A 20,184-nucleotide genomic window follows, 5' to 3' on the forward strand; every position below is an offset into this window, starting at 1 on the left:
ATCATCAATAACTATTATGAAAGTCGTCATTAACAAGGAGCAGTAAATGAAACAGAACCCGTACAACGAACAGGATGCCGATCGTTGTGAAATATGGGACATGCTAGTAAGTCGTGACATCAATGCTTATTGCCATGCCGACTGGTCCAAGGTTGAAAATGACTTCGAAGCCTCTGAGTTTTTTGCCATCAATGCCAATAAAAACCCAGATCCAAGCCGTTGGACCTTGTCATTCTCATCACTTGATCTTTATCGTGACGAATGGTTGCGACAAGCTCAACACTCACAACAGACCGAATATGCTGAGTGTTTAGAAGAAGCGATACACCGCGCGACCACGCTCAATGAAATCACCATTGATGGTAATAGAGCCTTAGCGCGCAAACAGTTTAACGGTGCGATTAAACGCCGCGACAACGAAAATGAAGTACTGCTTTGGCAAACTTTGTATTACCTAAAACGCACCATTGAAGGTTGGAAAATCTGCGGTTTTACAGGCTATCTACCCTATACTCAATAACAATTAACCGCTCCCTACAAACACGGTCTACTTGTTTACAACAGATACAAAAAAACCGAGCGTCATGCTCGGTTTTCTATTAATCAAAGATAAACAATGATTAGTGTTTGTGTGCAACGATTTCAGCTTTCTTAAGCTCTTTAACCGCTTTGCTCACTTCACGACGCTCTTTAGAAAGCTCAGCACTGATGATGATGTGATCATCAACACGATCTTCGTAATCGCCCTTCATGTTTTCAACGATTTCAACGATTTGGTCGTGGCTCATGTCAGCTTTGATGTAGTCCATCAAGTTTTCTAGCAATTCTACACGCTTACGGTTGTCACGGATTTTACGATCGTTGTCTAAGATTTCGCGTTTTAGTTTGTTCTTACGACGTGTTTGACGAACGAGTTCAAGGATGTTGTTCATTTGTTGTCCTTAGTCTGAAAAATAAAACCTTGTGAAACTGATTTAATGCAAGGGATTAGGAATAATGCACTTCCTAGTACATAACCGTCGAGTCTCAGTTTATTGCTGAAATCGTTATATCAGAAAGTCATTCGAAAACTCAAGCAATACTCATGATTAAATGCTCAATGATGATTCTATGAACACCTACCCGTGTTTCTCGCTTAAATATCGCACGAATCACTTACCAATTTCTTGATATTTTTCAATAAACAGACTTATTTTTACTGATAAATATGACAATAAAACAACATATGTAATCGGCAATAATGAAACAGTATCTTCTGTGAAATTTACCACAAAAAAAGCCTTAATTTATTTGCAAATAGCATATCAACGCCTACTCTTGAATTAGACCAGTACTCGCTTACAACAATGCAATCTGAAGAAGGATAGCTTCATAGAAGTGTTCAGGCTCAAATAGCGTCGTAACCCGATATTGGCAACACAATGTTTGATGTAAAAGTTGATTCAGGAGAGAACATGTCAAAAGCAACAGGTACCGTTAAGTGGTTTAACGAAGAGAAAGGTTTTGGTTTTATCACACAAGATAACGGCGGTGCTGACGTATTTGTACACTTCCGTGCGATTACTGGTGATGGTTTCAAGACCCTTGCTGAAGGTCAAAAAGTTTCATTTGAAACAGAGCAAGGTCCAAAAGGGCTACAAGCAGCAAATGTTGAAAAAGTATAACCAAATACTTAATAACGCTTAGCGTTAATCAATATCCAACGTAAATAAAGGGTCATCACGGCCCTTTTTTCATCAAGAAAATCCTCCCACGTCCCTGCTTAGTAAAAACAATATTCTGCTAACCCTCCAATTTACGATAAAACTGAAAGGTTATAACGCATTTATATAGATTGATCATATAACCAGATCAGCAATTATAGTGTCAGTTAAAGCGAGAGATTTTATAGAAAACAAATTTCATATTAATTATTCGCTATTTTTTTGTAATACGGCTCACATTATCTATTTATAGACAAGTAACTTACTTGCTCTTTAAAAATGAAAATGGCTTAATATCAACGTCCTGCAAAGCAGGCCTATTTATGCAACAAAGTGAAAGGAAAAACTTCGTTACACTGTTCAAACGTACACAGTTGTCCTGAAGCGCTTCAATATTCTTTTTGTACATAAGTAACATATTTAAAATTATTTTCAGGAGACATCACATGTCTAAAGCAACTGGTATCGTTAAGTGGTTCAACGATGAGAAAGGTTTTGGTTTCATCACTCAAGATAACGGCGGTGCTGACGTATTCGTACACTTCCGCGCTATCACTGGTGAAGGCTTCAAATCTCTGAAAGAAGGCCAAAAGGTTTCTTTCGACGTTGAGCAAGGCCAAAAAGGTCCTCAAGCTGCTAACGTAGAAGCACAATAATCTACAACGAACAGTTGAAGAAGTAAGGGTATCTCAGGGTACCCTTTTTTATTGCCTGTTATAACGATAACAACAGGCAATAAATAGATCATACCAATGCGAACGGCTACGTTAACGGCTTAAACGCATCTTCAAACGTGGTGAGACACAACCAAAATAGTTATCTTCCTGCCCTACCACCACAAAGCCTAATGACTCATACAGCTTTAATGCTTTGTTATCAGGATGAACCGTCAACCAAATGCAATTGTAATCCGCTAACTGTGCTAACGCCTCGTTTAACAACGCCTTTCCTACGCCCTGACCTTGCATCTTACTATCAACCGCAACGCCTAAAATCCACGCCTCACGAGCGCCTTCATTTGCAGCTGTAAAACTTGGGCTAGCTAATATATAACCCACTACCGCTTGCGACTCGGTAGTTGCAACTAAAAAGCCATTAGACCAACAGTCATACGCTTGTCTGAAGAAAAAATCAGGATAGCTATGCTCACCAAACAACTCACGCTCTAATAAATAAGCAGCAGTTACATCGTCTTTCTCTGCTTTACGAATGTGATACGTCATAAACTCACACTTCCCTTTAAATTTTATCCATTAAAAAACCAGCCCGACTTGCCGTTACTTTCGTAACCACAATGTACAGGCTGGTTTTACGCAGAATAGATTAAAAGAAATCTATTACTTGTCAGCGCGGCTCATGAACTTTTGTTCAGCCGTGTTAACTTTAATCTTTTCACCGTTCGCGATGTATTCTGGAACTTGAACTACTAGACCAGTTGTTAGTGTTGCTGGCTTAGTACGTGCACTTGCAGAAGCACCTTTGATTGATGGATCAGTTTCAACGATAGTTAGTTCAACTGTCGCTGGAAGTTCGATTGCAACTGGCGCGCCATCAACAGTAAGAACTTCGATACCTTTAGTATCTTCAGTGATGAATAGAAGCTCTTCAGCGATTGCTTCTTTGTTGAATACGTATGGAGTGTAATCTTCATCATCCATAAATACGTATTCTTCACCATCGATGTAAGAGAAAGATGCTTTAGTACGACGGAAATCAGCTAGGTTTACGTTCTCGTCAGCTTTGAAGCTAACATCAGACTTAGTACCTGTTGCTACATCGTAAATACGCATTCTGTAAAGACTTGCGCCAGCACGACCACTAGGCGTTAGCTTACTGATTTCTTTAACAAGACCTACTTTACCGTTAATTTCAACAGCAGCAAATTTTTTAATTTCACTAGCCTTTGGCATGATCAAAATTCCAAAAAAAAATAGTTGAGAGAAATTACACCAAGATAGAGATTTATAGCAAGTGTTATAATAGTACAAATACCATTTTTTTGCGTTTGCTCTCTAGCCTTGTTCAAAGCTTAAACAACCGCTATTTTAAGCCATTCTCATTCCACCAACTGCCTGATTTACCAAAGCATTAGCGATAACAACACAGCAAACTTTCAGCGTCATTCTTTTTACATAACAAGGCATACAAACGTAAAACAGCAGCCATTGCAGCTAACGTGATATCTACCCCAACGCCCGATAAAAATTAAGCGTATAACTCCAGTCACTTACTGACCATTATTTAAACATTTACTGTAATAATTAAATATAAACCTCAGTAAATCGTAACAAAAAACCACATACCTGAACCAAAGCAATACAGAAACAAAACAACATGGCAACAACTTGAATCACTATTTTCTGTACGCTAGCATTCATCAAAATTATCAAATAGCCATATTTAATAACGCCTATATAGCAATGTCATCCGCATCAAAATCACTGCGTTTTAAATAAGCGAACAAATAGATATATAGCTTTATATTTACATCGCTCACCTTGTCGTCTTAATAAATAAACGGTTTTTAATGTTACAAATAGCACTACTTCTTTTAGGTTCTAGTTTCGTAAAAAGAACACTGCCTTATTTACTACTACTTTCCTTCATATGGGGAGGCACGGGTATGGCTATTTTTATTGATGGAATCGACGGTGTCATCTTTGATGGCTTTTGCTATTTCATTTTACTTGAAAGCATCACGACATTAATGATCACCCCTACAGTACTCGGATTTCAGCGAAACATTATCTTGGTTAAAGGCACTATTTTTCTATGCGGTGCCATTGTGGCATTAATAAATGTGAAATCGAGTAACATCTTACTCTCACTAGCATTCGGCCTTGTATATTTTGCGGTAGGCGTTTTTAATATTTCATCAGCTTTCGTGGTGCGCTTTAGTCATTGGAAAAAGGCGATGTTATGGGGCTTCGTTCAAATTGGATACGCCCTATTCCTGCTCATGAATAATGACTATGTGATCTCATACGTTCTTGGTTTCATTATGATCACAGGCAGCGTCAGAAGTATCTATTTTCTGTTCAGGGTTTATTTTTCAAAAAATAACAGTGCTATTTATCCTCTCTTAAATAACAACAATAACGTAAGCAGCTTAAATACACTTGCAGGTTCACAGCACACGCATCAAGACTTACCACTAACAGTACATATATGGACACCAGAAGGCTCAGCAGACAACCCATATATTCCAAGACCGATCATTAATCGCTATATCGCTGCAACCGATATCACTGGGGTTATTTCAACAGGACATGCCGCTATAGAAGTAGGTAAAGAGCTGTATATGAGCTTATACCCGAAAGATGAGATAGAGCGTTCACCCACTGAATTTATCAACACCTTAAAAGCGATCCCTGAAAATAATGTCGCTGGACGTTATTTACCAGATTATCAATCAGAAGTTGCTGAATGGTGTGAATCTAATATTCAGATCCAATTTAACAAATATAACCGACACACATTAGAGCAGTTTTGGCAGCAAAATAGCAGTAACCCTATTTACAATTTGACCTCAAATAACTGCTCAAGCCATACCGCATACGCACTAGAAGCCGCGTTAGATAGCGTATTACATGACAACAATCCAAGCATGTTGACGCTAATAAAGCTAATGATCAAACCAGAGCTATGGCTTGCGGCACAAATTCGTCACCGAGCCATCATGATGGCTTGGACGCCAGGTTTAACGATGGACTATAGCCGAACACTACAGACTATTGTCCATCCCGTCACTGTACCTTGGTACCAATGCAACCTCTTGCAAAAATTACCATTGCGACACCTTAAATCGGCGATGCTTCGCCATTAAATGAGTAAAAAAAATGAATAATGTACATCTAATTTTATTAATTTCTATTATCGCCGAAACCGTAGCCACAACAATGATGAAAGCATCAGAAGGTTTCACTCGCCTTGCACCAAGTGTTGCCGTGGTTATTGGTTATGCGGTTTCCTTTTATGGCTTATCACAAGTTGTCAAAACCATGAACATTGGCATTGCTTATGCGATATGGGCTGGAAGTGGTATCTTTCTTGTGTCGCTACTTTCTTATTTTGTCTATCAACAGAAGCTCGACCTACCAGCACTCATGGGGCTGACACTGATCGCTGCAGGGATCATTGTGATTCAAGTGTTTTCAAAATCCGTGGTTCATTAAAACCAAAGCAAGAAGAACAATGGCTTCATGTTAATAACAATCATGAAGCCAGCAAATCATCCTCAACAACTTACGCCATCATCACCAAATTCAATGCAATAGATAGCATGATGATCCCCACTGCAAATTCCAACACCTTCCACGCATTTGGGCGTTTAAACAATGGAGCAAGAAATCGAGCCCCATAACCAAGAGAAAAGAAGAACACAAACGAGGCTGTTACCGCCCCTAAACCAAAGTAAAACTCATCAGGTTGATATTGGGTAGAAATAGAGCCAAGCAGCACCACCGTATCTAAATACACATGAGGGTTGAGCCACGTAAACGCCAAACACGTTAGTACCGCTTTGATTAATGAGCCCGATGATTGATCCCCTGCCACCAGCGCATGATCCTTTGTTAATGCAGATTTAAAACTCAGCAAACCATAAACGGTTAAGAATATCGCACCGCCATAACGCGCAATGGTTTCAACCTCAGGGTACTTATTCACAATTACCCCAAAGCCCGCAACACCGAAGCTAATAAAAATCGCATCCGACAGCGCACACAGCAAGCAAATGATAAAGACATATTGATTCTTCAGCCCTTGCTTTAACACAAACGCATTTTGAGAACCGATAGCGAAAATTAAAGACAGGCCAAGTGAAAAGCCAGCAAGAAAGGTAGACATAACAACAACAGATCCCTGTTAAGCATTAGATAAAAGCACATCCCAATAGGTTAATTTATAAAACGCTCAATAAAATTACCAGTGCTCAAACCAAACAGTACATCCGACCTAACATCAACAAAGCACAAATCATCTTCTAAAAACAAAAATGTGATGAAGTTTTATACAAACAAGCAGTAAAACACCGCCTGTATTGATAAAAGCAGCAAAAAATTCGATATCAAAAAAAGGTGTTATTAATCAGATTATTAGCAATAACACCCTAACAGCAAAACAAACTTAACAACAAATAATTATCGTTTTTCGATAATTATTTATTTCTTTATTTAAAATACATCGTTATAGTGGCAACCGAATCGCAACACAGACACACAAATCATTAGAGGTATAAAAATGAAAAAAGTTTTACTGCTATTAGCACTAGGTTCGGTTTCTGTATTCGCTAACGCTGCACCTGCTGCAAAACATTCAGATCAAATGCTGGCACAAGTAGACAGCATTACCGTGTATTCAGGTGAGAATGTTGATAGCCAGAAAGAACCTTTAAAGGTGATCAATAAGTCGCTGGTACCAAACTTTGAGAAATGTGCGGTTTACCTACCAAAAGGCGCATCAAAAGCGAGCACCACTATCACCCTATCTCGTAGTGATGATGGCAAACTATCACTAGACTGTGCTGGTCAGTAAGATAGATACCAATAAAAATACCGACCTTTTGGGTCGGTATTTTTGTGTGGGAGTCGCTATCTAATGCATGATAATGATCAACTAGTTTAATGGCTAACTCATTTGTGGACATAACTTTGTTAGATAGCCAGCTCTATTCAGGCTGGTTGATATTAGGAAAAGTAGGGATATTTACAAGTAAGGCTCTGGAAATGTGGGAGCAGAAACTTCTACGTTTTAATTGACAGTGGGGGTCATATCAACGCCCTGTTAAGGGGTGAGCAACGCAATACAAGAGCCGCCGCATACCGCCTTAAACACTAAAACCAACGCATAGTGAAAATGCCACGCGTTGCGAATCCCTCTTGAACAGTTTGTTATACGATGCCTCTCAGCAAGCGCTGAAACTGACCGTTTTTAGCTTTGAAGCCCAGTTTGTTAAACAAAGCTTGAGACCTAAAGTTACCCTCATCAATATCGGCATACAATTTTTCAATGCCCAAAGATTTAGCATGAGAGAATAATAAACTAAGAGCTTCCGACATATACCCTTGTCGCCAGTACGATGAATTTAGTAAGCACCCGACCTCACAGGAATCACCGCTATCACTAAAGCTATGTAAGCCGCAGGTTCCAATAACTTTGCTTGTCGCTTGCTCCATAACCGCCCATTCCAACGATTCACCTGATTTCTCTAGTCGGACGACGCTTTCTAGCATCTGAACTACCATATCTTCCGATGTGAAAACTGGGTCTGAAGCAAATTCCATTGTTTGAATGTCACCATAAATTTCAAACAAATCATCAGAATCATTCGTTTGAATTGACCTCAAAACAATTCTACTTCCGTGTAAATCAGGCTTCATTTTTCTCCTTAGTCGTATAACAGTATATTAATAAGCATTCTTACTTTTACGCTTTATTAATACTGTAAATAACCCACATTTTACTAAATAAAAGCACTACGTTTCATAGTGTTAGTCGCAAAAAATCACATTCAATCGATATGTTTTCTTTGGTAAAAGTAAGAATGGTATTTCGTTCGTCGGATTAAATACACAAACGACAAAATTGGCTATTTAATATCAATAGGTTAAAAACACCTTCTGAGATAATTAAGAAAATTTTCTGATTAAAAACGAGACTTAATCGGCAAAATTTACGGTTTTCATTATAACTGGATAAATACACAGGTAATCGTATTACCAGCAAACAAAAGCATCTCGCTTAAAGCGAAATAGGAATAACGGAGGTACAAAAAGAAGGGAAATGGAGAGAAGAAATATGGAGACAAAACGGCGTTTATCTCCATTTTTAGCCATTATTGTGGCTTGTGATTCTTAGCTAAAAACGCATCTAATTTGTTAGCGAAGTTTTGGCGATCCGCTTGGCTAAGTGGTGCTGGGCCACCTGTTTGTACCCCACTGCTGCGCATGGTTTCCATGAAGTCACGCATTTGTAAGCGCTGCTTAATGGTATCTTTGGTATACATTTCACCACGAGGGTTTAAGGCATGTGCGCCTTTGGTGATCACTTCATCAGCCAGTGGAATATCGGCTGTAATGATTAAATCCCCTGCTTCGGCTTGCTGTACGATGTAGTTATCTGCCACATCAAAGCCTTGCTCTACTTGTGTCGAGCGAATAAACGGGGATGGCGGAACTCGGATATATTGGTTTGCCACCAGCGTGACGTTGACTTTGGTTCTGTCTGCGGCACGAAATAGGATTTCTTTTACCACGTTAGGGCAAGCATCTGCATCAACCCAAATTTTCATCGTATTTCCTTATTGCTATTAACCTAATTTTTATTGGCTGTTTAGCTCGGCATTATTTGTAAAAAAGCCGCCCTATGTGAAGGCGGCTTTTCATTATCTTTTAAGCGTTAGATCGTTGAATCAACGACCTTAGCCAACTAGACCTTTCTTCGCAATGTACTCGTCGTAAGTACCACGGAAATCTTCAACACCGTCTTTGGTGATTTCGATAATGCGTGTTGCAATCGAAGATACGAACTGACGGTCGTGAGATACGAACATCAATGTACCCTTGAAGTTTTCTAGTGCAAGGTTAAGTGATTCGATAGATTCCATATCCATGTGGTTGGTTGGCTCATCCATTAGTAGGATGTTAGGACGTTGCATAATTAGCTTACCAAACAGCATACGACCTTGCTCACCACCAGAAATCACTTTTACAGACTTCTTAATGTCGTTTTGAGAGAACAACATACGACCTAAGATACCGCGAACGACTTGCTCGTCGTCGCCATCTTTCTTCCACTGCCCCATCCAGTCTAGTAGTGTCATGTCTTCTGCGAAATCAGCGCTGTGATCCTGTGCGTAGAAACCAATGTTATTGTTTTCAGACCACTTAACCATACCTGCCATCGGCTCCATTGCACCTGCTAGGGTGTTTAGGAATGTTGATTTACCGATACCGTTCTCACCGATGATCGCAATGCGCTCACCCACTTCAACAAGCAGGTTAACACCGTTGATTAGGATGTTTTCACCGTAACCTTGTTTCAGACCTTCCACTTCAAGGGCGTTACGGAACAGTTCTTTTTCCTGATCGAAACGAATGAATGGAGATTGACGGCTAGATGCTTTCACTTCTTCTAGCTGGATCTTATCAAGTTGCTTCTGACGAGACGTCGCTTGTTTTGCTTTTGATGCGTTTGCAGAGAAGCGGCTTACGAACGTTTGTAGTTCAGCCATTTGTGCTTTCTTCTTCGCATTGTCTGCAAGTAGACGCTCACGCGCAGCTTCTGCCGCCATCATGTATTCGTCGTAGTTACCAGGGAATAGACGAAGCGCACCATAGTCTAAGTCAGCCATGTGAGTACATACACTGTTTAGGAAGTGACGGTCGTGCGAGATGATGATCATTGTACAGTTGCGCTCAAGTAGAACTTGCTCAAGCCATGCAATGGTGTGAATGTCCAAGTTGTTCGTCGGTTCGTCAAGTAGCATGATGTCTGGATCGGCGAACAGTACCTGTGCAAGAAGAACACGTACCTTAAGACCCGGTGCAACAGCGCTCATTAGACCGAAGTGTTGCTCTTCAGGAATACCAAGACCTAGTAGTAATTCACCTGCACGTGCTTCTGCTGAGTAGCCGTCCATTTCTGCAAATTCTACTTCTAGATCAGCAACACGCATGCCGTCTTCTTCAGACATTTCTGGCATAGCGTAGATGCGATCACGCTCTTCTTTTACTTTCCACAGTTCTTTGTGACCCATGATAACGGTATCGACAACTGTGTACTCTTCAAATGCAAACTGATCCTGACCTAGTTTCGCCATGCGCTCGTTAGGATCTTTTGAAACAGTACCTGCAGACTGTTCTAATTCGCCACCCAGAATTTTCATGAATGTCGACTTACCGCAGCCATTCGCGCCGATAAGACCGTAACGGTTACCTTCACCGAATTTAACTGAGATGTTTTCAAACAATGGCTTGTCGCCAAATTGCATTGTGATGTTAGCTGTTGAAATCAATGTACTGTTCCAATTTTGATGTATATATCAAGCATTAAAAAAGCCGCTTACTACAAGCGACTTTTCTCTAAATTGGCGCGGAGTATATCAGATTCCGTGACTTACATCACCTCTAATTACTAACTAAATTGTAACCAGTTTCAGGTTAACTAATTGCTTCCGTTAGGTTCAAAAAATCAGAGTATGGATTAATGCAATTTGATTTCAACTATTTGTATGATGATTAGCTCAAACCGAAGCGTATAGTCAATAGCATCACATTGATGAATAAATAAAGAGTTATTATGGATATGCATTCTTTCGGCAATTGGCTTCCAAAAAGCAAAGCACATGTAAATGCTTGGATTCAGCATTTGAAAGCCCACGCCACTCAAAACCCAACGGATCTTGTTAAACCTGTTCAAGAGTTTAAAGATCTGGTTGATAACGATGAAACACTCAAAGAGCTTGCAGAGCGTATGTTTAGCTACGCTGGCAACCAAAAAGAGTTCACCCCATTAGGCACACCTGAAGTGCTATCGTTTGATGAATTTATTGTGCTGCTAAACGCAATCATGACTCAAGCACCTGAATGTACTGAGTACACTGATCCGCAAACCGGTGAACTTAACCCATGTGGTTTAATTGGTTTTCCGATTAATGCCCTACTCGATTGGCCAATGGCGACCCCTGCCGGTTATACTTTCTTTTCTAATGCGTTAGTTAACCAACAAATTAAGAAGATCCTAACTTACTGGTCAAGGTTCTTGGAAAGCCAAGATTCTCGTTATGTATTGGTTACCGATGATTTAAACCGTACGCCTAAAGTATTGGGCTGGTTAAATCCTACTGCGCAACGTGAAATGGTGGGCGTCGCTTGCCAAGCAACTTCCGATCCTGCATTGAAAGCATTGCCGTTTGAGCACTTTTTCCAATGTGATCCTAGTGATAAGTATTATGGCTTTAAATCTTGGGATGACTTTTTCACTCGTGAATTCGTAAAAGGTGTTCGTCCCATTGCTGAAGGCGACAATATTATTGCCAATGCTTGTGAATCTGCCCCGCTTCAGGTGGTCGAGAATGTAGCAGAAAGCGCGGAATTTTGGCTTAAAGGTCAACCTTATTCACTACAAAATATGATGGATTTTGATCCACTTGCGAAGCAATTTGTTGGTGGTACGGTATATCAAGCATTCTTAAGTGCATTAAGCTATCACCGCTGGAATAGCCCAGTTAGCGGTACTGTGAAAAAAGCCTACATTGTGAACGGCTCTTATTACTTAGGTAACCAGTACCAAGGCTTTGGCAACCCAGATGGTGCTGATGACAGTGCACCAAACAATTCACAGCCATTTTTAACCGCTGTGGCAACACGTGCGATTATCTTTATTGAATCGGATAATCCTAATATTGGTTTAATGTGCTTTATCGCTGTGGGTATGGCTGAAGTATCATCTTGCGAAATCACGGTTAAAGAAGGTCAACACTTAGATAAAGGTGATGAATTAGGTATGTTCCACTTTGGTGGTTCTACTCACTGCCTTGTATTTGGTCCTGATGTGAAATTGGCATTTGATTTCCACAACACTGAACCAGGCTTAGATGCCACTAATATTCCTGTTTGTTCTCGCATCGCAACCTTATTAACAAACGATTAATTTAAACGGTCATTTGTTTTAAACGTTACTAATAAGTACAAAAACGCCTTATTACTGATTTTATTATCAAAGTAATAAGGCGTTTTCTTTATTCAAACAAACTTACTGTTTTGTACGTCGATTATCGACGTGGTGGACGACTACCACTACGTTGATTACCACCACGACTATTACTGCGACCTCGGGATGCACGCTCTTTGTATGCTGACGCTGCTTTTGCTTGAGAAGCTAGAATAGAATCAACGGTTAATTCCATTGGTTCACGTGGCACAATGCCATCAGCAAAAGTACGCATACGAGGCGGAATTTCACGCTCTGCTGCTGTTGGACGCGGCATGCGTTTGAAACGAGAAAGGTAGAATGCCTCTAATTTCTCTCTCGCCCACTGTGTTTTTTTCAGGTATTTCACACTGCTGGCAATCGATGGTTTAGTGTTGAAACAGTTAAAGCGCATCGCCGTGTCTAAGATCTCCCAACCATAGTGTTCAACAAGCTCAGTTAGCATTTTCTCTAGGCTTAAACCATGAAGTGGGTTGTTCTGTAATAGTCGTTGCTCTAGGGTTAATTCTTTTTCTTTCTTAGCAGGTTGAGCATTCTGTTGTTGTTCTTGCATTAGCATTCCTAATGGAGATTAATGGGATTGCTATAAGTATAAAGGCAGGCTTCAATAACTGATAAACAATTTACTTCATTCGCTATTTTATGCGTTTTTATTAAGCGATTCACAACGCTGAGGCACTCGCTTTACCTCCCCTTAAAGCGCAATCGTTCACCCTCACAGCTCGACTCATATACTCCAACCACACCTAGCGTTTTATTCTCAGATTTAAAACAGCGTTCATGTTTAAAAGTGGTTTTAAAATCGAATTTATTTCAAAAAACTTACGATTTATTCTTTTTTCAATTCAGTCACCTACAAAAAATAACTTTTTTTTCTAATTTTTTTCGGTTTTTTCGAAATTAAATTTAAACACCCACGGTCTACTGTGATGAGCTTCACAATATTAATTTTACTGGACAATGAAAAATGAATCGTATCACTGTATTTACAGCTGCATTAGTCGCTTCAATTTCAGCACCTCTGTCAGCTAACCCTATTTCTGTTTCGACTCATAACCAATACATCATCCAATTTGATGACAATATTACCGAGCACAAACGTTCTGAGATTGCAAAAGCTGTACTGAGTAGCAAAGGTAAAATTCGCCATAACTACACCCATGCTATTAAAGGTATGTCGATTAATCTTCCAGAAGCGGCACTAAAACAATTACAAGAACGCTTCCCTGATATCTCTCATATCGAAAAAAATCTTCCTGTTTCCCTTGTTGCTCGTCCTGATAAACCTGGAAATGGCCCTGACAAAGAAAAAGGCGGACATGGTAAAGGCGGGAAAAATAAAGACGGTGGTACAACACCTGAGCCGGAGCCAGAACCAACCCCTGAACCAGAGCCAACGCCAGAGCCGGAACCAGTACGTGATCCTGAAGTCGTACCTTGGGGTGTACAGCGTGTCGGTCACCAAGTTGTTGACTACGGTACTGCATGGGTCATTGATACAGGTATTGATAGCACGCACCCTGACTTAAATGTTGATGTATCTCGTGGTGCAAGTTTTGTAGGTACCAATACAACTGAAGACGGTAACGGACATGGTACGCATGTCGCAGGTACAATTGCTGCAAAACTGGATGGTTATGATGTGGTTGGTGTTGCAGCAGGTGCTACGGTTGTACCAATTAAAGTTCTTTCAGATACTGGTAGCGGTACTATCGAAGGTGTGATTGCAGGTGTCGATCATGTTTACCAACATGGTAACTACGGTGATTGTGCCAACATGAGTTTAGGTGCACAAGGTTTCTCAAGTGCTTTAGATTCAGCAATTAAAGCAGCGGCAAGTAAAGGTATTATCTTCGCTATTGCAGCAGGTAACAGTGCTGATGATGCACAAAACTATACCCCAGCAAGTACAACCCACCCTAACGTTTACACCATTTCAGCGTTTGACCGTTACAACAATTTTGCGACCTTCTCTAATTACGGTTCTGTCGTTGAGTTTGCTCTTCCAGGCGTCAGTATTTTATCAACCAAAACAGGCGGTGGTACAACAACACTTAGCGGGACTTCAATGGCGGCACCACACTTCTGTGGCTTAGCAATCATCAATAGCTATTACGTGAGTGGTTACGTAAACAACGATCCTGATGGCAATCCGGATCCAATTCCAAGCTTATAAAAAATAAGCTGATAAATAATAATGACGTATATTCGATGTTCGATTTAAGCTGCACATGGCTGTGCAGCTTTTTTTCGTTTATGTTTCGCTATTTTAGTAATCGAGCAAAATGGCTAGGCTATTATTCCCAATCAAGGATCACTTTGCCTGATTGACCAGAACGCATTACATCAAAGCCCTGTTGGAAGTCATCAATCTTGTAGTGGTGAGTGATAATTGGTGTAAGATCTAAACCTGATTGGATCAATGTTGCCATCTTGTACCACGTTTCAAACATTTCACGACCATAGATACCCTTGATGATCAAACCTTTGAAGATCACTTGGTTCCAATCAATTGCCATGTCTGATGGTGGAATACCTAACAGTGCAATTTTACCACCGTGATTCATGCTTGATAGCATGCTGTTGAAGGCTGCCGGATTACCCGACATTTCCATACCAACATCAAAGCCTTCTTTCATGCCAAGCTCTGCCATGACATCGGTAAGGTTTTCTTTTGAAACGTTAACCGCACGAGTCACGCCCATTTCACGAGCAAGATCTAAGCGGTATTCGTTTACATCTGTGATCACTACGTGACGCGCACCTACGTGTTTTGCTACAGCCGCAGCCATAATACCGATTGGACCAGCTCCTGTGATCAATACATCTTCACCCACTAAATCGAATGAAAGCGCTGTGTGCACTGCATTACCAAATGGGTCGAAAATAGACGCTACGTCATCTGAAATGTCATCTGGAATTTTGAAGGCGTTAAATGCTGGGATCACAAGGTATTGTGCAAATGCACCTTCACGGTTTACACCAACACCGATAGTGTTACGACATAAGTGAGTACGACCGCCACGACAGTTACGACAGTGACCACATGTGATATGACCTTCACCAGAAACGCGATCGCCGACGTTAAAGCCACGCACTTCCTGCCCCATATCAACCACTTCACCTACGTATTCATGACCAACAACCATAGGTACAGGGATTGTTTTTTGTGACCATTCATCCCAATTGTAGATATGAACGTCAGTACCACAAATCGCGGTTTTCTTAATACGAATAAGCAGATCGTTATGCCCCATTTCAGGCTTGTCTACTTCAGTCATCCAGATACCTTGTTCAGGCTTTAATTTAGAAAGAGCTTTAATTTTCATTATGTAATTCGCTTATTTCTTTGGATATAACGTGCTTTTCAGCGTCCTAACTACCACTGCAACTTGTTATTTTTGTGTTCACCCATGCAGTGGTAGCGATATAACCTTTGTCTGTTTTTAACGAGAAAGACTGTAAATCTAGTTAATTAGATGATGCCCATCTCTTTACCTACTTCGATAAATGCATCGATGGCTTTATCAAGTTGCTCTGGAGAATGTGCCGCAGACATTTGAGTACGAATACGTGCTTGACCCTTTGGTACAACAGGGAAAGAGAAACCAATCACGTAAATACCTTTAGCAAGCGCGCGTTCAGCAAATTCTGCTGCGACTTTTGCATCACCTAGCATGATTGGAATGATCGCATGATCAGCACCAGCCATTGTAAAGCCGGCTTCTGTCATACGCTTACGGAAGTGTGCAGAGTTTTCCCATAGGCGATCACGAAGCTCACCGCTTTCTGCTAGTAGATCGATAACACGGTTAGAAGCAGACACAATGGCAGGTGCGACTGAGTTAGAGAACAAGTACGGACGTGAACGCTGACGTAACCAGTCAATCACCTCTTTTTTACCTGCTGTGTAACCGCCTGATGCACCACCCATTGCTTTACCTAGCGTACCAGTGATGATGTCGATACGATCAATCACGTTATGGTATTCATGCGTACCACGACCATTTGCGCCCATAAAGCCCACGGCGTGAGAATCATCCACCATGACCAATGCGCCGTATTTTTCCGCCAAATCACATATTGCAGGTAGGTTTGCGACTACGCCGTCCATAGAGAACACACCATCTGTCACAATAAGCGTATTACGCGCACCTGCTTCTTTCGCTGCAATTAATTGTTGCTCAAGCTCACTCATGTTGTTGTTGGCATAACGGAAACGCATCGCTTTACATAGTCGTACGCCATCAATGATTGAAGCATGGTTTAGTGCATCTGAAATGATCGCATCTTCTGCATCAAGAATGGTTTCAAACAAACCTGCGTTAGCATCGAAGCACGATGTGTAAAGGATCGTGTCTTCCATACCTAGGAAATCAGATAACTTACGCTCTAGCTCTTTGTGCGCATCTTGCGTACCACAAATAAAACGTACCGATGCCATACCAAAACCGTGCTCATCCATGCCCTCTTTTGCAGCTTGGATAAGATCAGGATGGTTGGCTAAACCAAGGTAGTTATTGGCACAAAAGTTTAAGACTTCTTCACCCGATTGGATTGATACTGATGCTTGTTGCGCAGACGTGATCACACGCTCAGATTTGTACAATCCTTCTTTTTTCACATCTTCAAGTTGCTGTTGGATTTGGGTATAGAATGCAGAAGTCATGATGTCCCTCACAGTATTATTATTCTGAATGTGTTGGTAGATTACGCGCTTAAATCCAACATTATCGTCACATGATAAAAACATGCATCATAGCGACAATCATCGAACATAAATCGTATCTATGCCAAATTTCCGATCTTTTTTATGCCTAATTAGCAATAAATCCAATACGGATAACTACAAGCTAATATTGCCATTCTAATCCATACCAAAAACAACTATTATCCCCCGCGGTGGAAAATGATTATTGAACTGTAGGCACAAATAAATGGATACACATAAACTCATCGCACTAATGCCAGACTTAGCGACTTTTATCGTGATCGTCGATGAAGGTAGTTACACTGCGGCCTCGCGCAAGTTAGGCGTCACCCCATCGGCACTCAGTAAGCAGATCGCAAGGTTAGAGAAAACGCTCTCAGTTAAACTGCTTGAACGCACCACGCGTAAATTAGTGATCAGTGAGTCAGGCAATCGTATCTATAAGCAATGCACCCAAATGATCGATGCTGCGAAAGAAGCGATAGAGATATCAAGTTCAGAACACACCATTCCATCAGGTACGGTGACCATTGCAGCCCCCAAAGCCTTTATGAGTATCGTGCTTCAACCTTTAGTTAAATCTTTCTTAACACAATATCCAGAAGTGAATTTAAAGCTAAAAGCTTGTGATGGCGAAATTGATATTATTGCTGATGGTATTGATGTGGTGTTTCGTTTAACCGAACGTCCATCTGAAGGGTTAGTATTAAAGAAAATCGGCAAAGTAAATTTAACTTTGTGTGCTAGCCCTGAATATATTGCTAAGCGTGGCATACCCGCTCACCCTCGTGAGTTAAAGCAACATGATTGTTTATATTTAGGTGAAACCAATACAGACCATATTTGGGATTTTGATAAAGATGGTGAGCAAATCACCGTTGCTGTTACAGGTCGTTATGCCGTGAACCACTCGCAAATGCGCTTAAAGGGCGTGAAAGATAATTTAGGCATTGGATTGTTTCCTGACTTTGTGATCAAACATGATTTAATGGCGGGTAATGTCGTGCAGGTATTACCTGATTGGACTATACGGGGTAACTACCACGGAGATATAGCACTTCAATACGCGCAAACCAAATTTATGCCTGCTCGCATACGTGCGGTGATCGACTTTTTTACTTCAAATTTGACACTTTAATTTCACTGTGAATTGAAGAATATGCGCAATCTCTCCTTTTGAACGTTAGAACCCGTATTTAGGGAACTTAAGATCGCTAAAATGAGCAGAATGGCTGATACTCTAATGACACTAAGTAATTATAAATAAAAGCATTTTTATGCGCACAACAGGTGAGAATGCATATATACATCAAGGACAGAGCAAATGAATGCTAAAGTTATCGAAAATCACGATGAATTGATGTACTGGTTTAATTTAGTAGAAAAAGAGTACGGACACTCAATCTTAATTAATACCTCGATTCACTTTATATCAGGAACATACGAAGACGGTACAACAGGCCACGCTATTGAAATTACCAATGCCCAAGAGGAATTGATTGCTCGTTCACCAGTGAGCGTTGAATTAATGAATTTTGCTAGCAAAATGCAGTCTGTGGTCGCCACACAGGGTGTACAAAGTTTGGAAAGTCATTCACCCATCCTGCATTAATCTATCTACTTTCCATATAATTAAGAAGGCCGCTTTTGACAGCGGCTTTTTTATCCAAACAAAGTGTGTAGGTTTGCTTAGTACTAGAAAAACTTGACCGCTATCTCGGTTGTTTTTCCGCTCGTTGATTAACCAATCACCTTTTAATATCAACAGATAACATTAAAACTGATTTCATTCTTATTCGGTTAGCTCTAAAGTGTGTTTACCACCTTAGAACTGTATGGAATGTGTGATGGAAAAGTATATTGGCCTAATGTCTGGCACTAGCATGGATGGCGTGGATGCCGTTCTGGTTGAAATGAATGATAGCAGCATCAAACTGTTAGCTAACCATGATTACCCAATGCCAAAAGACTTAAAACAAGCCCTACTGGATGTTTGTATCGGTCAAAGCACAAACCTACAGCAGATTGGCGAACTTGATCATCGTTTGGGTCATCTCTTTGCCGATGCCGTTAATGCCTTACTAGAAAAAACACAAACACCTGCAAGTGCCATTAAGGCCGTTGCCAGTCACGGACAAACCGTGTTTCATGCGCCTGATTCAGCCTATCCTTTTACCATGCAATTAGGTGACGCCAATATCATTGCTGCTAAAACAGGTATAACAACGGTTGCTGATTTTCGTCGTAAAGACATGGCATTTGGCGGTCAAGGCGCGCCTTTAGTCCCCGCATTCCACCAGCAATTATTTAGCGATAAACACATTAACCGTGTGATTTTAAATATTGGCGGTATTTCCAATATCACCGTACTGACACCAAATAAACCTGTGATTGGTTTTGATACAGGTGCTGGCAACATGTTGATGGATGCGTGGATCAACCAACATCTTCAACAAAGCTATGATAAAAATGCACAATGGGCACTATCAGGCACAGTAAATTCAGAGCTATTAACTCGCCTATTACAAGAGCCTTATCTAGCCCTAACTCCCCCTAAAAGCACTGGACGTGAATTGTTTAACTTACCGTGGTTAGAGCAGCATTTAACTGGCTTGATTATCGAGCTACAAGATGTACAAGCAACATTAGCTGAATTCACTGCTATAACTATTGCTAATGATGTCAGTAAAACAGCCCAAGACACGCCTGATAACATGCCAAACGAGTTATTAGTTTGTGGTGGCGGAGCCCATAACCCACTATTAATGCAACGTTTAACCGCATTGCTACCAAATTGGACCGTGACTACCACCAGCGAGCGAGGTGTGGATAGCGATAATATGGAAGCAATGGCTTTTGCATGGCTGGGCTATCGTACATTGCATGGCTTATCTGGCAATTTACCTGAAGTTACTGGTGCATCTCGTTTAACTACACTCGGTGCGATCTATCCGGCAAACTAATTTCTGACGATGGCTTAAAATAGTGAATAAACAGTTTGTTATACTCACTATTATCGTCATGATAAAAGACAATTTAACTGTGCTTAAACAGTGA

Annotated in this window: 21 protein-coding genes; 11 read left to right on the forward strand and 10 right to left on the reverse strand. The window is 40.7% G+C overall.

Features of this window, described 5'->3' with window-relative positions; all coding sequences use genetic code 11:
- The first annotated feature begins 46 nt into the window (after positions 1–46).
- Positions 47–520, forward strand: a complete 474-nt coding sequence (locus tag E5A76_RS01225; protein WP_161117870.1) for a hypothetical protein — start codon at positions 47–49, stop codon at positions 518–520.
- Between the two features lie 100 nt (positions 521–620).
- On the opposite strand, the gene E5A76_RS01230 is transcribed toward E5A76_RS01225, so the two are convergent.
- Positions 621–932: a DUF496 family protein gene (locus E5A76_RS01230; protein WP_008987087.1), complete on the reverse strand. Its 312-nt coding sequence runs from the start codon at positions 930–932 to the stop codon at positions 621–623.
- 522 nt (positions 933–1,454) lie between these two features.
- Between E5A76_RS01230 and cspE (E5A76_RS01235) the strand changes: the two genes are divergently transcribed.
- Both cspE (E5A76_RS01235) and cspE (E5A76_RS01240) read left to right on the forward strand, forming a co-directional pair.
- Entirely contained in the window at positions 1,455–1,664 is a 210-nt protein-coding gene (cspE, locus tag E5A76_RS01235; protein WP_008987088.1) for a transcription antiterminator/RNA stability regulator CspE, read from the forward strand.
- Between the two features lie 485 nt (positions 1,665–2,149).
- A complete protein-coding gene (cspE, locus tag E5A76_RS01240) occupies positions 2,150–2,359 on the forward strand; it encodes a transcription antiterminator/RNA stability regulator CspE (RefSeq protein WP_053989707.1) in 210 nt (69 codons plus the stop codon).
- A 111-nt stretch (positions 2,360–2,470) separates the two neighbouring features.
- On the opposite strand, the gene E5A76_RS01245 is transcribed toward cspE (E5A76_RS01240), so the two are convergent.
- Both E5A76_RS01245 and efpL read right to left on the reverse strand, forming a co-directional pair.
- Positions 2,471–2,926 (reverse strand): GNAT family N-acetyltransferase, encoded by a 456-nt coding sequence (locus E5A76_RS01245; RefSeq protein WP_161117871.1) that lies wholly within the window; start codon positions 2,924–2,926, stop codon positions 2,471–2,473.
- A 114-nt stretch (positions 2,927–3,040) separates the two neighbouring features.
- Positions 3,041–3,613 (reverse strand): elongation factor P-like protein EfpL, encoded by a 573-nt coding sequence (efpL, locus tag E5A76_RS01250; protein ID WP_045062819.1) that lies wholly within the window; start codon positions 3,611–3,613, stop codon positions 3,041–3,043.
- A gap of 713 nt (positions 3,614–4,326) precedes the next feature.
- Between efpL and E5A76_RS01255 the strand changes: the two genes are divergently transcribed.
- Together E5A76_RS01255 and E5A76_RS01260 are read left to right on the forward strand one after the other, a co-directional pair.
- Positions 4,327–5,529 carry a hypothetical protein gene (locus tag E5A76_RS01255; RefSeq protein ID WP_237458815.1) on the forward strand — a complete coding sequence of 401 codons (1,203 nt, stop codon included), beginning with the start codon at positions 4,327–4,329 and terminating at the stop codon, positions 5,527–5,529.
- Between the two features lie 13 nt (positions 5,530–5,542).
- The gene (locus E5A76_RS01260; protein WP_053989704.1) at positions 5,543–5,878 is read left to right on the forward strand and encodes an SMR family transporter; all 336 of its coding nucleotides are present in this window, start codon (positions 5,543–5,545) and stop codon (positions 5,876–5,878) included.
- A gap of 70 nt (positions 5,879–5,948) precedes the next feature.
- Here the strand turns inward: E5A76_RS01260 and E5A76_RS01265 are convergent, their stop codons facing one another.
- A complete protein-coding gene (locus tag E5A76_RS01265) occupies positions 5,949–6,551 on the reverse strand; it encodes a LysE/ArgO family amino acid transporter (RefSeq protein ID WP_161117873.1) in 603 nt (200 codons plus the stop codon).
- 393 nt (positions 6,552–6,944) lie between these two features.
- On the opposite strand from E5A76_RS01265, the gene E5A76_RS01270 reads away from it, so the two are divergent.
- Positions 6,945–7,238: a hypothetical protein gene (locus E5A76_RS01270; protein WP_107166949.1), complete on the forward strand. Its 294-nt coding sequence runs from the start codon at positions 6,945–6,947 to the stop codon at positions 7,236–7,238.
- 356 nt (positions 7,239–7,594) lie between these two features.
- Here the strand turns inward: E5A76_RS01270 and E5A76_RS01280 are convergent, their stop codons facing one another.
- From E5A76_RS01280 to E5A76_RS01290, 3 genes are all read right to left on the reverse strand, one after another.
- On the reverse strand, positions 7,595–8,083 hold the full coding sequence (locus tag E5A76_RS01280) for a GNAT family N-acetyltransferase (protein WP_053441821.1): 489 nt from the start codon (positions 8,081–8,083) through the stop codon (positions 7,595–7,597).
- Positions 8,084–8,538: 455 nt separating this feature from the next.
- Positions 8,539–8,994 carry a YaiI/YqxD family protein gene (locus tag E5A76_RS01285; protein ID WP_045062951.1) on the reverse strand — a complete coding sequence of 152 codons (456 nt, stop codon included), beginning with the start codon at positions 8,992–8,994 and terminating at the stop codon, positions 8,539–8,541.
- Between the two features lie 129 nt (positions 8,995–9,123).
- The gene (locus E5A76_RS01290; RefSeq protein WP_107165197.1) at positions 9,124–10,719 is read right to left on the reverse strand and encodes an ABC-F family ATPase; all 1,596 of its coding nucleotides are present in this window, start codon (positions 10,717–10,719) and stop codon (positions 9,124–9,126) included.
- Positions 10,720–11,003: 284 nt separating this feature from the next.
- On the opposite strand from E5A76_RS01290, the gene E5A76_RS01295 reads away from it, so the two are divergent.
- Positions 11,004–12,356: a phosphatidylserine decarboxylase family protein gene (locus E5A76_RS01295; protein ID WP_161117874.1), complete on the forward strand. Its 1,353-nt coding sequence runs from the start codon at positions 11,004–11,006 to the stop codon at positions 12,354–12,356.
- 121 nt (positions 12,357–12,477) lie between these two features.
- Here E5A76_RS01295 and E5A76_RS01300 read toward each other — a convergent pair whose 3' ends face one another.
- The gene (locus E5A76_RS01300) at positions 12,478–12,969 is read right to left on the reverse strand and encodes a VF530 family protein (protein WP_008986941.1); all 492 of its coding nucleotides are present in this window, start codon (positions 12,967–12,969) and stop codon (positions 12,478–12,480) included.
- Positions 12,970–13,383: 414 nt separating this feature from the next.
- On the opposite strand from E5A76_RS01300, the gene E5A76_RS01305 reads away from it, so the two are divergent.
- Complete coding sequence (locus E5A76_RS01305) at positions 13,384–14,592, forward strand: S8 family serine peptidase (RefSeq protein ID WP_161117875.1); 1,209 nt, start codon at positions 13,384–13,386, stop codon at positions 14,590–14,592.
- Positions 14,593–14,713: 121 nt separating this feature from the next.
- On the opposite strand, the gene tdh is transcribed toward E5A76_RS01305, so the two are convergent.
- Together tdh and E5A76_RS01315 are read right to left on the reverse strand one after the other, a co-directional pair.
- Positions 14,714–15,745, reverse strand: coding sequence for an L-threonine 3-dehydrogenase (gene tdh, locus E5A76_RS01310; protein ID WP_161117876.1), 1,032 nt, complete (start codon positions 15,743–15,745; stop codon positions 14,714–14,716).
- Positions 15,746–15,891: 146 nt separating this feature from the next.
- Positions 15,892–17,085, reverse strand: coding sequence for a glycine C-acetyltransferase (locus E5A76_RS01315; RefSeq protein ID WP_161117877.1), 1,194 nt, complete (start codon positions 17,083–17,085; stop codon positions 15,892–15,894).
- Between the two features lie 268 nt (positions 17,086–17,353).
- On the opposite strand from E5A76_RS01315, the gene E5A76_RS01320 reads away from it, so the two are divergent.
- From E5A76_RS01320 to E5A76_RS01330, 3 genes are all read left to right on the forward strand, one after another.
- A complete protein-coding gene (locus tag E5A76_RS01320) occupies positions 17,354–18,265 on the forward strand; it encodes a LysR family transcriptional regulator (RefSeq protein WP_161117878.1) in 912 nt (303 codons plus the stop codon).
- 186 nt (positions 18,266–18,451) lie between these two features.
- On the forward strand, positions 18,452–18,739 hold the full coding sequence (locus E5A76_RS01325; protein ID WP_161117879.1) for a hypothetical protein: 288 nt from the start codon (positions 18,452–18,454) through the stop codon (positions 18,737–18,739).
- A gap of 235 nt (positions 18,740–18,974) precedes the next feature.
- Positions 18,975–20,090, forward strand: a complete 1,116-nt coding sequence (locus E5A76_RS01330; protein ID WP_161117880.1) for an anhydro-N-acetylmuramic acid kinase — start codon at positions 18,975–18,977, stop codon at positions 20,088–20,090.
- Positions 20,091–20,184: the final 94 nt, after the last annotated feature.

The sequence above is a fragment of the Photobacterium lucens genome (genome assembly GCF_009873615.1).
Lineage (GTDB): Bacteria > Pseudomonadota > Gammaproteobacteria > Enterobacterales > Vibrionaceae > Photobacterium > Photobacterium lucens.